Genomic DNA, 12,094 nt, shown 5'->3' with positions numbered 1-12,094 from the left:
TAAAATAACATTTATTTTTTCTTCAGTCTGCACTGGTTCCATGAAAGGATCCAACAAAATTGTTTTGTAATTATTTTTAAATTTTGTAAACAAAGTTTGATCCTTTTTTGGTTTTTATATTGTATTCAAATTTTATTTCAGCATTTTGTTTGCCCTGTGTAACCAAAAGCGTCACTGTTATAATTTTTTGCAAATCACAACTTGCATTAAATTTTCTTTTCAAGTCTTCTTTCTCTTCTGCCGTCAATTTGTCACAGTCCACAAAAAAATTATCTTCTTCAGCAGCAGTGTTTTCCTGCTCATAATAGTTCCCTGACATTATATTAAAAACATCCCTGTTTACAAAGTTTAAATCAATCACATAAGAAGAATTTTTATAATTTCCAAAAGTAAAGATTTTATGCAGATCTATGTGTTCAACGCTGTTATCATGATAGGTTTTTTTATAATACTCATTTAACTCTTTTATCTGTTCGTCAGAACTTATATAGTCTCTAAACAGATAAGGATTCTCATCAAACAGAGCACTGTTATACATTCCGTCTTCTTTTATACCGCCTGTTAGATCTTCAAGGAGATAAAGATACTCACTGTTGATCATTTTTGCATTCAAATAACCGATAAGTGCATTCTTCAGTGCACTCTCTCCTTCAGCTGTGTTCTTTTTAAGTGCATTAAAATTAAATTTAGATCGGGCATTCTCCAGCTTTACCTCTACCATTATATCCGTACTTAACGGGACAACTGTGCTGTATTGCAATAAAAATGCACGAAATGTCTGTGTGTCGTTTATATCATTAAGTTCGGGAGTCTCTTTTAAAATTTTCAGCATATCATCCAAAACAGCAGTAATTTGCAGTAAAAATTTCTCAGAGGAAAGATTCTTTTTTGCACTGTTGATATGTCCGAGTGATACCCCTATTGTAACTGTAATTGCCATAATGAAAAACATCGTTATCAAAAGGGCTATTGCATTTTTTTTAAACATTTACTGAATACTCATAGAAAAAATTGGCAACAACATAGCAGAAACTATAAATCCGATAGATCCACCGACAAAGAGCATAAGAGCAGGTTCAAGCAAAGTTAACAGCAGAGAAATCTTGTCACGATTCTCTTCAAAATAGAGTTCTGAAACATTATGCAAAATTGTTTCAAGTTCTGACGTCTCTTCTCCCAAAGCTATAGACTGGATAAAAGCATAATCAATCTTTATATCTGATTCATTGAGTGCATTCGAAAGCAGTTTTCCTTCTACCACTTTCTTTGAAGCAGTTGTAAACAGCTCTTTGAGCACAAGATTGTTTAAAATATTTGTCCCGAGATTTATAGTACGCACAAAAGGGACACCCGAGCGGACCAGCAAAGATGCCATATAAGAGAAGCGTGCCAACTCACTTTTTTGTATAATCTCTCCAAAATACGGAAGTTTTAACAGCAGTTTATCGACCCCGTACGCAAAAGAGCGGCTTTTCTTGCGTGCAAATATAAATATGACAATACCGGCAAACAGTGATGCCAAAATGATTTTAAAATTATTTTGAAAAAATGTTCCTGCTGCAATGACTACTTTTGTAGGTGTAGGCAGTTCCTGATGCATATTGACAAATATTCCTGTAATCTGCGGCACCACAAAGGTCAGCATAAAAGCAATCATAAGCAAAGAGACAATTATCATAAAAGAAGGGTAGGCAAAAGCACTTTTTATCTCTTTTTTAATGCGTTCCTGTTCTTTTAAAAATTTTGAAAGTTCCAAAAGCACTTCATCCAAAACACCCCCGTTTTCACTGACTTTTATCGAGTACTTGAAAAATTCCGGAAGCACCACTACCTTTTGCGCTTCAAGTGCTGAGTAAAAATCTTTTCCCTCATTCAGATGTGTACTCACTGTAGATAAAAAGAGTTTCATCTTTTTGTTGTTTTCATAATGTGTCTGCACAATTTTCAGTGCAGACACTATACTGATACCGGAACGGATATACATGGCAAGTTCACGGGAAAGTCCGGACAACTCTTTTGTACTTATTCGGTATTTTCTTGAAAAATGTAGGGAGTCAAAAAATGACGGGGCTTCTTCACTGATTTTTTGATAAATAATCTTTTTGGCTTTAATCTTACTCTTGGCCTCTGCCAAATCAGAAGCTTCAATCTTGTCAGATACTTTTTTACCAAACTCGTCAATTCCGCTGTACTTAAATATCATTGTATTATCTTTGTCATTAAATCTTGTTTTGCATTTACTGCTTCTTCTACACTGCTGTACACTTGCGGAGGTTCAAAATAGGGTGTAAAATCATATACATTGTTTTTATACTCTACCAGTACCTGATCACCGACTCCGTCACCATCCACTTCATATGAAAAGCAGACATTTTCTTCAATATTATCCTGATTAAAATAGCCTGTATTCTCTTTTTGCATCGCACCAAGATCAAAGTCATAGCGATAAACTTGTACACTCTCATCAAGGAAATTTTTTATCTTTATATCCTGCTTTTTTCCATCTATCAGTACAAAACAATTCTTGCACTTATCCAAACAAACAAACTTTGCACTCTCTTTATGCGGATAAGATTGTAAAAACTCTTTTAAATTTTTAAGTGACAAATTTGTACTTTTTTCACTGAGCTTTTTAAAACTGCCTATGACCAAAGTATAAACAACTCCCATTATCACTATGACTATCATAAGTTCAATGAGAGTAAAAGCTTTTTTCAAAAACAGTATCTCTTATTTACACTGACTGAGTTTTATGTCTGCAGCTTCTTTTGTTCCGCCCTCTTTTGCATCTGCACCAAGAGAGACCAGTTCCACTTTGCCGTCATTGTTCATATAGATAAAATTTCTCCCCCATGAGTCTTTTGGAATCTCATTGTCTTTAAAATACCCACTCGGTGAGTAGTTGGGATATTTTTGCGGATCCGGGTTTTTTACAAGGGCTTCAAGCCCTTCATCTGTAGTAGGATACCTGCTGTTGTCAATTTTAAACATATCAAGGGCACCATTGTAAATACTCTTCATTTGTACACACACCAGTTTTCTTTTTGCTTCTTCGCCTTTTCCAGTAAGACTTGGCATTATCATGGCTGCCAAAAGTCCCAGGATGACAATAACTATCATTAATTCTATGAGCGTAAAACCACTCTTTGATCTGTTTTTCATGCTTTATTACCTTGTTCTTTTTAATTATTTATTATAGCAAAAAAATGTATTGACTTTTTGCCCTCTTTGACACTGTTGCTCTTTTATCGTAAAAACGTTTCCGTTTTTTCAAAATAGCGTTCAATATTGTCAAAACTGTGGCTTCCGCCCTCTTCTATCATCAGTGTTGCTTTATCAAACTTATCTGCCGCTTCTTTGTAGTTGAGTGTTTCATCTCCTTTTTGGAGCAAAAGCATAAAGTTCTCCTGTTTTGGTTCTTGTACTTCATACTTTTTAAGCATTTGCAGATGGGATTCTCTCCATTCAAAACAGCTGCCGTCATAAAAACTCTGCATAAAACCAAGTGTTTTTTGCAGTGTACTATACGGATAGGTTGAAGGATTTATCAGTACTGCTTTAAGATTATATTTATGTGCAAGATATGTTGCATAGTACCCTCCCAAAGACGAACCCATCAGACTGACTTTTTCTTGTGAATTTTTTATAATTTCTTCCAGTGTCTGTATAGCCAATTCAGGGATATATGACAATGATGGCGCCATAAATTTTTCATTTTTGTTTATAAAATATTCTCTAAAAAGTTTTGCTTTATACCCTTCTCCGCTGCTTGCAAAACCGTGTATATAAATAATCATACTTTGTTACTCTCTTTTATAATTTTTTGCATCTCTTCTCTTCCCATTGCATAAGCTTTGCCAATATCCCGAAATGAAAAAACTTTGATATCCAACAGTTTTTCATTACACAGATACATGTAACAAAGCTCTTTTTTGCTGACATATTTTGACTGCCATGCTGTATGTATATTCTTTTTAATCCACCCCAGTATGGTTTTTGGCACTTTTTTATATTTTGGAAAAAGATTTATTCCGATGATAGGATAATTGTACTGCTGCAGCCTCTCAACCGGGAAATTGTCTACAAGCCCGCCGTCTACGACAAGTGTTTTGTTGACATACACCGGAGCGAACAAGGGTGCAATAGAGCAGGATGCCAAAACTGCTTCTTTAAGAATTTTGCCACTGTCATAATAAATCGCTTGCTCCTTTTCTACATCACATGCCGTTACATGTAACGGTATCTCAAGTGTTTCAAAACTTTCTTTGTCTATAAGTTTGTCAACAACTGCCACATTATGATCAAGTTTAAAAAGATAGCCGTTACCCAAAGAGATCTTAAAAACAGAGCGGAACTCTTTTGATTGTATCACCTCAAAAATGTATGCGGCACTCTTGCCGCAGGCAAGGGATGCTCCGATCAGAGCACCTGCGCTTGTACCGCTGACAGCTTTAATCTTGACACCGTTCTCCTGCAGTACGGAAACTATGCCCAAATGGTATGCTCCGCGACCTGCACCTCCGGACAAACAAAGAGTTATTTCTCGCGGAAACTGACAATTTTCCATTCACCCTCCAATGTTTCTACAATCGCAGTACAGCTCTCAACCCAGTCACCGCAATTTAAATACCTGATGCCTTCTATATAACGCATCTCCGCTTTGTGTATATGACCGCAAATTACACCATCATAGTTATTGTGTTTTGCGTGTTGCGCCAAAACAGCTCCATAATTCAATAAAGCCTCTGCTTTTGAAAAACGTGTTCCCAGATGTATATCCGAAATAAATATAGACCGTACAGCAACAGTAGTAGTTTCGTGCATTTTCAAATACAACCTTTGTTATCTCTCTGTGCAAGTATAATCATTTTATATTACAAAATGGTCACAAGAGAGCCAAAATCCACGGTAATTCAAGTTTAATACTCACCCAAGTCTACTACTAAGACTGAAAAGCTTATGAGGACTCCATCCAAAAACCTTTCTGGCTTTTTTAATATTGGAGATTTTGTTAATATTCATGATATTTATGGCAAGACTTCTTAACATTGTAGAGATTAAAGGTGCTTGACCTGTGCGAACTCTTGAGCTATCCTCATCGAAACTGACATCTTTTACATAGTGTAAAGAGTTCTCAATTTTCCAATGGCTCCTGATAATATGTGCAAAAGTTTTTGCATCTACATCAAGACTTGAAATATAGTAATGATACTCTGTCGTATGTTTTCCATACGATAGTGTTGTTGCTGTAATCTTTACAACCCTTTTTACAGATAACCAACTCTTTTTGATTTGATAGAGGTCATCATAGACTTCACAAACCCTCTCTTCATATCTCCCATGAGTGTTATGCTCATAATGGGCATAAGTATCTATTGGCTTAGCATCTTCAAGAGAGGTATTGAATATTACCCATTTTAAAAGCTCTTTCTGATTCGATTTTACCTGTGCAATATAATCATGTCCACACTTTACTATTTTATTCAATGTTTTTTTTGAGTATGCATAGCATCCATGGTAATCACACAATTTGTGAGGTTTAAAGCATCTAATAGTTCAACAAGTGCGGGAATCTCGTTTGTTTTCTCTTGTACCTGGGCTTGTGCCAATGTAAGTTTAGATTCTGTTAGAAAGAGCGAAACTATATGTCTGGCTTTCTCACTCATCTCTTTATTTGCAGAACCTCTCATGGTTTTCCCATCTGTTGCAACTATTGTCAATGTTTGTGAATCTTTTGGAGTATTTGAAAGTTGATGAATCCATTTTTGTTGCATCTTCTCTACTGCTTGTGTATCAATTCCCAAAAATGTATTTCTTATTGTTGTATATGCCGGAGCTTTAAAAGCACGACCCAAAAATTTAGAGAGTTCTCTTTTTCTCTCTTTCATCCATGTTGCAATATCTTCATAGCTCCCGGCACCTGAAAGGAGAGCCAAAAGTGATAAAAATAATATCTCTCCTGGATGTGTGTATCGCACTTTATTTTTTCTATAATCTGGTAGTTGTCTAAACTCTTCCAATAATACTTGCATCTGCTCCTCCTAATTTTTATAGGAGTAAGCAAATTTTGTTCTAGTTTATTTAACTGGTTATTAAACTTGAATTACCGTGGCCAAAATCTTTTTTTCAACGCAGATCCGTAAAATTTTGCTATAATATTTTCATCTAAAAAGAAGAGAGGTTTAATACCATGGAAATTCGAATATATTTTTGCGCAGTTTTATACAACGAGGATTCTGAAATAATTCAGATATCAGATATTAAACAGCAGGCAAGCAAAGAAGATAAAAACCCGGATGTGATTTCACAGATTCAAAACTCCAAGACAACACTGTCTGCCTTGTATAAAGAAGGATGGAGATTAATAGAAGTTGTTCCTTCCCATGAAACAAACGGGTACAGACTTTTCTTGGAAAAAGAGTAATAATATCTCTTTTTTTGAGATATATCAAATACCCAGTTTGTAGAGTTTCTTTCTCTCACTTGAACCTGCGATATTGAGCTGTTTTCTGTATTTTGCTATCGTACGTCTGACCATTTTTACTTTGAATTTTTCTTCTATCAGGGCTAAAAGCTTCATGTCACTCAAAGGCTTTTCATGGTTTTCATTCTTAATAAGTTCAATGAGAAACTCTTTGATGGCAGCATTACTGACATCTTCATCAATGGCGGTTGTAAAAAACTCTTTCATAGCCAAAACACCTCTGTCACATGCTATATATTTGTTTGCAATGGCTCGCGAAATAGTTGAGGGATTGTGTCCAAATTCATCAGCCAGAGTTTTGAGTGTCAATGGCATGATTTGTCCGCCTGTAAAAAAATCATACTGGTATTCGACGATCATCAAACCTACTTTGTAAAGTGTTGCTTTTCTCATATCAAGCGCATCCACCAAACTTTTTGCCTCTTTGATTTTTTGTCTTACAAATTCATGCTCAACGCCATAAGAGGTGTCTATGTTTATCACAGGATAGTAGGCATCATTGAGTTTGACTTCTATCTGCTGTTCATCATTAAAATATATCATCAAATCAGGAATGATCTGCGCGGAATCTTCCTGATATTCGATATTTGGCGGATTTTTGAATGTTGACAATACATGCATAACCTCGTTAAAAGACTCTTCTTTGGAGTAGGCATGAATATTTTGCATGTCATTAATGATTTTTACGGCCAGACTATATGCCTGGTCACTGATTTCACTGTTGTCTAGTTGAAACAAAAATGACTCAGCCAAATCTTTAGCACCTATGCCTACGGGTTCTACATGTAAAAAGCGCAGACGAATCTTTTCAAAAGTTTCTCTGTCTATACTGTTTTTTTGGCAAAATTCTTCTGTGTTACCGTCGTAATAGCCATATTCGTCCAAATTTTCGATGACAAACAAAGCTACTTTTTGTGAAACAGGTGTAGGAAACAGCGGCGCACCTATTTGCTCATCTAAAACATCATAAAGTGTTCGACTTTGAATAGTCAGCGCTTCTATCTGCTCTGTTCTGGAATTGCTCACTCCGCGGGAAATTATTTTTCTTGGAATCTTTTTTTCAAAATCTTCTTCAAAGCCTGATTTCACTTCTATAACAGGATTGGCTTCGACAAAAGGAGTCATAGCTTCACCCAAATCAGAAAGACTTGAATGCAATATGGGAAGCCAGTTACGCAGGGTATTTGAGAGCTTGTGTTTTGTTTCAACTCCCTGTGTTTGTCTTAATGCTCCCATATTTTCATGAATTCCTAAAGTTTGAAGCTTTCACCGAGGTAATGTGTACGGACATCTTCATTTTGTCCGATTTCATCACTGGTTCCCTGCGCAAGAAGCTCTCCCGATTTTATAACATAGACTCTGTCACAAACATCCAGTGTTTCACGTACATTATGGTCTGTTATCAATACACCTATGTCATATGATACAAGCTGATGTATCACTTTTTGTATATCCATAACGGCAATAGGATCAACTCCGGCAAAAGGTTCATCCAGCAACAAAAACTTTGGTTTGTTTACAAGCGCACGGGCAATTTCAACACGGCGACGTTCCCCGCCGCTGAGACTGATTCCCTTTCTGTATCGTATAGGCTCAATATTGAACATATCAAGCAGTTCCACAATGCGTGCTTCTTGTTCTGCTTTACCTTTTATACCGACTTCAGCCGCTATCATTAAATTGTCTTCAACACTCAAATCTTTAAAAATCGAAGCTTCCTGCGGTAAATAACCTATACCTTTGAGTGCTCTTTCATGTAAGGGCATCCCGATAAGATCTTCTCCGTCAAAATAGACTTTCCCCTCTGTTGCTTCTACCAAACCGCAAATCATATAAAAAGTGGTTGTCTTTCCTGCTCCGTTCGGTCCAAGCAGTCCTACAACCTCACCGCTGTTGACTTCAAGACTTATACTTTTTACTATTTCCAAATCTTTAATTTTCTTTTTTAAGTCTGTTGCTTTTAATGTGTGCATATTGTATACTCTCTTGCATCATCTGAAATTTTTTCTATCTCTATTGTCACTGTTTCAATGCCGGCAGAGACTAAAATATCCACCAATTCATCACTTCCCCACTCTATAAAATGCAGACCCGGTTTTTCCAACTCTTCAAGCATTCCCAAAGAGATAAAATGATCAAGCCCGTGATTGTAAATATCATAATGAAATAGTTTTTCCCCATAACATTGCTGCAGTGAAAAAGTAGGCGATGTCACATCTTCACTCAATCCGAGTTTTTTTGCTATATTTTTTACCAAAGTCGTTTTGCCTGCAGCCAAATCGCCTTTTAAAATAATAACACCTTCTTGTAGTTGACTCATAATTCTGTCTGCCAAAGAGTCTAACTCTTCCAGTCTATATGTATATGTTTTTTTCATAACTTGTTTGATGTTTCTATGATTTGTTTTAATTTTACTTTCGGTCTTGCTTTTGCAAGGGCTTCTCTTGCCATTTCCAGTCCATCTTGTATATCTCGGGCCAAATCTCCTACCATCAACGATGCTGCAGTATTTATAAGCACTATATCACGCTGGGCATCTGTTGCTTTTTCATCAAAAACAGCTCGTAAAATATTTGCATTTTTGAGTGCATCGCCACCCATTATGGCTTCTAGCGGTGCTTTTTTAATACCATACTCCTGCGGATCAATAATAAACTCTCGTGTCTTGCCGTCTTGCAGTAAAGCCGCATAGGTCACATCACTGATGCTTATTTCGTCCATTCCTTCGTTTGAGCTGACAACCAAAGCCGATGTAGCTCCGTTTATCTGAAGTGCTTCTGCCATTTTTGGTACAAAAGCTTTGTCAAATACACCCAGCATTGATTTTTTCACACCGGCAGGGTTTGTCAAAGGTCCGAGTATGTTAAATATGGTTTTATCAGGGATGCTTTTACGTACCGGTACGATGAATTTCATGGCCGGATGATGATTTTGTGCAAACATAAAAGTAAAACCTGTCTCTTCAAGAAGTTTTGCACTCTGCTCAATACTCAAGTCAAGCCGAACACCCAGTGCTTCAAACATATCGGCACTGCCGCTTTTTGAAGTGATAGAACGACTTCCGTGCTTTGCAACGGTTGCACCGCAAGAAGCAGCAAGCAGCGCTACTGTTGAGGAGATGTTGAAACTGCCTATTTTGTCACCGCCTGTTCCGACAATATCAAGCGCATTTTCTCTGAGTTCATCAGAAACAGGCAAAGCAACGGCAAAACTGCGCATAACCTGTGCAGCAGCGGCAATCACTTCCACAGGAGTACTTGCATCAAGTCGTATACTGAGTAAAAACTCACGCATCTGTGCATCACTCATTTCATGTTGAAAAAGTGAAGTAAATTTGACTAAAGCTTCCTCATATGTCATGAAATCTCCTTTATATACTGATCTTGCAGAGATTTTGGCGTTGATTTTGTTGTAGGAATTTGCAGCACTTCATACTTTTTTGATTCATTAAGATAGTTTACAGTAATAATGCTGCCGACTTCCACATTTTTACTCGCCTTTGCAACCACACCGTTTATCTCTACTACTCCGTTACTAATCATATCCTGTGCAACAGAACGTCTTTTTGTAATATTTACCGAATTTAAAAATTTATCTATTCTCATTTTTTATCTTTATTGTTTTTTTACTCATTTATAGTTTGTTTATTGTAGACAAATCAAACTGAAAATAATGTAAGAGAAGAAAGAAGTTGGAACATTTTTTGCATTATTAATTATTTCGCATCAGTTTTTCAAAATCTTCGCTTAACAGCGGTTTGGAAAAAAGATATCCCTGATACAAATCACACTCTATTTTTTCCAAAAAGTCTCTTTGTTCCTGTGTTTCAACACCTTCGGCTACTGTTGTGAGATGCAGATTTTTTGAAATATCAATAATACTCTTCACTAAAGATGCCTGTTGCCTGTTGTCAAGTTCTGCTATAAAAGACTGATCTATTTTTAACTCAGTTACGGGAATATCACGGATATAGCTTAATGATGAATAACCCGTACCAAAATCATCTATAGAAAAATGGATATTATGTTTTTTGAGCGCATTGATTGTGACAATCAGTCTTTTTAAGTCCTGAGATGTACTCGTTTCAGTAATTTCAAAAATCAGTTTTGTATGAAAGCCGGACACATTGTACTGACGAAGAAGACGTTCAACTATAGAAATAAAATCTTTGTTTAAAAGCTGCCTTACACTAATGTTAATCGACATTTGATGCAGATGCATTCCGATACTTTCCCATCTTTGCAGAGTTTTTATAGCTTCTTCCAAAATATATTCTCCTAATTCTATAATATAACCGGTACTCTCAGCAACGCCGATAAACACTTCAGGACTCACCTGACCGAGTGTGGCACTTTTCCACCTTGCAAGCACTTCACAGCCGATAATTTTATTTTTACAGCTTATTTGGGGTTGGTATTGCAGATATATTTCATTTTTTTCTATGGCAAAATGCAGCAGTCTTTCTACATGTAATTTATTTTCTATAATTTTACACAGTGCATCATTAAATATGACAACATCATCTCTGTCCGCACTTTTAACTTCATACATTGCAATGTCTGCTTCTTTTAAAAAATCATGGGCATTGAGTTTTGGGTTGTTTATGATACTCACCCCTATACTTGCACTAATGTGAAGCGTGCTGTCTTCTATAAAATAGGTCTCTTTTATTGTGTGTAGAATTTTATTTGAAAATTCTTTTGCCTGCGCAAGGCATTTCTCTTTCGTCTCAAGTGCATCGCTTAAAATACAAAATTCATCTCCACCCAATCTGGCAACGATGTTACTGTATTTGTCAGCCAATTGTGTCAAACGCTCTGAAACTTCAACAAGAAGTTTATCTCCGACATCATGTCCAAGGGTATCGTTGATTGTTTTAAAATAATCCAAATCTATTAAAAGCAAATAGGTATATCTGTTTTTGTTCTCCCTAACAGAACTGTCCAGATACTCTATAAAATAACGTCTGTTTCCAAGTCCTGTCAAATAATCATGATATGCCTGAAACCTGCTTTTTAACAAATAGGCATGTGTATTTTTTGCAGCATATAAAAGAACCATACTCAACACAACAGTGAAAAATGCAAGAATATACGAATAAAGTTCTCCAATTGCTATGAAATAGACAACAAGCGGAAGCATTAAAAACGAAACTGTTGCTACTACCAGCTTTTTCTGTGAAGCTAAAATAGTTGCCGCGACTACCGCACTGCCGAGTTGTGTTGCAATAGCTATATAATGTGCACTGATAGCATCTTTTGAGATATAGTATAAAAACATTATTGTCCATAAGGAAAAATATATAAACATAAAATATTTTACTTTTTCAAGCCATCTGTCTTTTTGTGATATAGTCATCTTTCTCGAATAATTTCTATACAGCTTCCATCCCCAGACTGAAAGCAGTAAAAAAAGGACAAACCAAAGTATTTCGACAATAATTGAAGAGTAAAGATATCCCATGACTATATATCCGGGACCTGTTCCTAAAAACAATAAAATAACAACAAGTATCTGCTTATGCATAAAATTATAAAAACTAATATTATCATTCGTTGTCAAAACATATCTCTCTTTACAGGTTTCTTATCATTTTATCTAATAAAAGTG

General features: G+C 36.0%; 14 protein-coding genes and 1 pseudogene. 1 reads left to right on the top strand and 14 read right to left on the bottom strand.

From position 1 onward, the window contains the following. Positions 1 to 76: 76 nt before the first annotated feature. From ETP70_RS05460 to ETP70_RS12510, 8 genes and pseudogenes are all read right to left on the bottom strand, one after another. Positions 77 to 988, bottom strand: coding sequence for a hypothetical protein (locus tag ETP70_RS05460; RefSeq protein ID WP_151900229.1), 912 nt, complete (start codon positions 986 to 988; stop codon positions 77 to 79). Beyond that, complete coding sequence (locus tag ETP70_RS05455) at positions 989 to 2,203, bottom strand: type II secretion system F family protein (protein WP_151900228.1); 1,215 nt, start codon at positions 2,201 to 2,203, stop codon at positions 989 to 991. Next, positions 2,200 to 2,718: a type II secretion system protein gene (locus ETP70_RS05450; RefSeq protein WP_188110059.1), complete on the bottom strand. Its 519-nt coding sequence runs from the start codon at positions 2,716 to 2,718 to the stop codon at positions 2,200 to 2,202. Before ETP70_RS05450 ends, ETP70_RS05455 begins: the two co-directional genes overlap by 4 nt. Positions 2,719 to 2,730: 12 nt before the next feature. Beyond that, positions 2,731 to 3,162 carry a type II secretion system major pseudopilin GspG gene (gene gspG / locus ETP70_RS05445; protein WP_151900226.1) on the bottom strand — a complete coding sequence of 144 codons (432 nt, stop codon included), beginning with the start codon at positions 3,160 to 3,162 and terminating at the stop codon, positions 2,731 to 2,733. A gap of 83 nt (positions 3,163 to 3,245) precedes the next feature. After that, the gene (locus ETP70_RS05440; RefSeq protein ID WP_151900225.1) at positions 3,246 to 3,797 is read right to left on the bottom strand and encodes a YqiA/YcfP family alpha/beta fold hydrolase; all 552 of its coding nucleotides are present in this window, start codon (positions 3,795 to 3,797) and stop codon (positions 3,246 to 3,248) included. Next, complete coding sequence (locus ETP70_RS05435; protein ID WP_151900224.1) at positions 3,794 to 4,567, bottom strand: patatin-like phospholipase family protein; 774 nt, start codon at positions 4,565 to 4,567, stop codon at positions 3,794 to 3,796. Before ETP70_RS05435 ends, ETP70_RS05440 begins: the two co-directional genes overlap by 4 nt. Then, a complete protein-coding gene (locus ETP70_RS05430) occupies positions 4,537 to 4,824 on the bottom strand; it encodes a hypothetical protein (protein WP_347400468.1) in 288 nt (95 codons plus the stop codon). Before ETP70_RS05430 ends, ETP70_RS05435 begins: the two co-directional genes overlap by 31 nt. A gap of 102 nt (positions 4,825 to 4,926) precedes the next feature. Beyond that, a pseudogene (locus ETP70_RS12510) lies at positions 4,927 to 6,032 on the bottom strand (ISAs1 family transposase). Between the two features lie 158 nt (positions 6,033 to 6,190). Here ETP70_RS12510 and ETP70_RS05415 point away from each other — a divergent pair. After that, positions 6,191 to 6,424, top strand: a complete 234-nt coding sequence (locus ETP70_RS05415) for a hypothetical protein (RefSeq protein ID WP_151900223.1) — start codon at positions 6,191 to 6,193, stop codon at positions 6,422 to 6,424. Between the two features lie 24 nt (positions 6,425 to 6,448). Here ETP70_RS05415 and ETP70_RS05410 read toward each other — a convergent pair whose 3' ends face one another. The 6 genes from ETP70_RS05410 to ETP70_RS05385 all read right to left on the bottom strand — a co-directional run bounded on the left by ETP70_RS05410 (position 6,449) and on the right by ETP70_RS05385 (position 12,046). After that, complete coding sequence (locus ETP70_RS05410) at positions 6,449 to 7,720, bottom strand: RNA polymerase factor sigma-54 (protein ID WP_151900222.1); 1,272 nt, start codon at positions 7,718 to 7,720, stop codon at positions 6,449 to 6,451. A gap of 14 nt (positions 7,721 to 7,734) precedes the next feature. After that, positions 7,735 to 8,457: an LPS export ABC transporter ATP-binding protein gene (lptB, locus tag ETP70_RS05405; RefSeq protein WP_151900221.1), complete on the bottom strand. Its 723-nt coding sequence runs from the start codon at positions 8,455 to 8,457 to the stop codon at positions 7,735 to 7,737. After that, complete coding sequence (tsaE, locus tag ETP70_RS05400) at positions 8,445 to 8,861, bottom strand: tRNA (adenosine(37)-N6)-threonylcarbamoyltransferase complex ATPase subunit type 1 TsaE (RefSeq protein ID WP_151900220.1); 417 nt, start codon at positions 8,859 to 8,861, stop codon at positions 8,445 to 8,447. The genes lptB and tsaE overlap by 13 nt, the downstream gene beginning before the upstream one ends. Next, entirely contained in the window at positions 8,858 to 9,844 is a 987-nt protein-coding gene (gene trpD / locus ETP70_RS05395; RefSeq protein WP_151900219.1) for an anthranilate phosphoribosyltransferase, read from the bottom strand. Before trpD ends, tsaE begins: the two co-directional genes overlap by 4 nt. Then, positions 9,841 to 10,089, bottom strand: a complete 249-nt coding sequence (locus ETP70_RS05390) for an RNA-binding S4 domain-containing protein (RefSeq protein ID WP_151900218.1) — start codon at positions 10,087 to 10,089, stop codon at positions 9,841 to 9,843. Before ETP70_RS05390 ends, trpD begins: the two co-directional genes overlap by 4 nt. Positions 10,090 to 10,195: 106 nt before the next feature. Continuing rightward, a complete protein-coding gene (locus tag ETP70_RS05385; RefSeq protein WP_230973319.1) occupies positions 10,196 to 12,046 on the bottom strand; it encodes a GGDEF domain-containing phosphodiesterase in 1,851 nt (616 codons plus the stop codon). Between the last annotated feature and the right edge of the window lie 48 nt (positions 12,047 to 12,094).

Source organism: Sulfurimonas hydrogeniphila (assembly GCF_009068765.1).
GTDB lineage: Bacteria > Campylobacterota > Campylobacteria > Campylobacterales > Sulfurimonadaceae > Sulfurimonas > Sulfurimonas hydrogeniphila.
The sequence above is the reverse complement of the archived record's forward strand: the minus strand, read 5'-3'. Positions and strand labels throughout refer to the sequence as shown.

What these genes read in the sequence shown, in the direction of transcription:
- ETP70_RS05460 (WP_151900229.1), bottom strand. Translation starts at nt 988, where the DNA reads ATGTTTAAAAAAAATGCAATAGCCCTTTTGATAACGATGTTTTTCATT.
- ETP70_RS05455 (WP_151900228.1), bottom strand. Translation starts at nt 2,203, where the DNA reads ATGATATTTAAGTACAGCGGAATTGACGAGTTTGGTAAAAAAGTATCT.
- gspG (WP_151900226.1), bottom strand. Translation starts at nt 3,162, where the DNA reads ATGAAAAACAGATCAAAGAGTGGTTTTACGCTCATAGAATTAATGATA.
- ETP70_RS05440 (WP_151900225.1), bottom strand. Translation starts at nt 3,797, where the DNA reads ATGATTATTTATATACACGGTTTTGCAAGCAGCGGAGAAGGGTATAAA.
- ETP70_RS05435 (WP_151900224.1), bottom strand. Translation starts at nt 4,567, where the DNA reads ATGGAAAATTGTCAGTTTCCGCGAGAAATAACTCTTTGTTTGTCCGGA.
- ETP70_RS05430 (WP_347400468.1), bottom strand. Translation starts at nt 4,824, where the DNA reads ATGCACGAAACTACTACTGTTGCTGTACGGTCTATATTTATTTCGGAT.
- ETP70_RS05415 (WP_151900223.1), top strand. Translation starts at nt 6,191, where the DNA reads ATGGAAATTCGAATATATTTTTGCGCAGTTTTATACAACGAGGATTCT.
- ETP70_RS05410 (WP_151900222.1), bottom strand. Translation starts at nt 7,720, where the DNA reads ATGGGAGCATTAAGACAAACACAGGGAGTTGAAACAAAACACAAGCTC.
- lptB (WP_151900221.1), bottom strand. Translation starts at nt 8,457, where the DNA reads ATGCACACATTAAAAGCAACAGACTTAAAAAAGAAAATTAAAGATTTG.
- tsaE (WP_151900220.1), bottom strand. Translation starts at nt 8,861, where the DNA reads ATGAAAAAAACATATACATATAGACTGGAAGAGTTAGACTCTTTGGCA.
- trpD (WP_151900219.1), bottom strand. Translation starts at nt 9,844, where the DNA reads ATGACATATGAGGAAGCTTTAGTCAAATTTACTTCACTTTTTCAACAT.
- ETP70_RS05390 (WP_151900218.1), bottom strand. Translation starts at nt 10,089, where the DNA reads ATGAGAATAGATAAATTTTTAAATTCGGTAAATATTACAAAAAGACGT.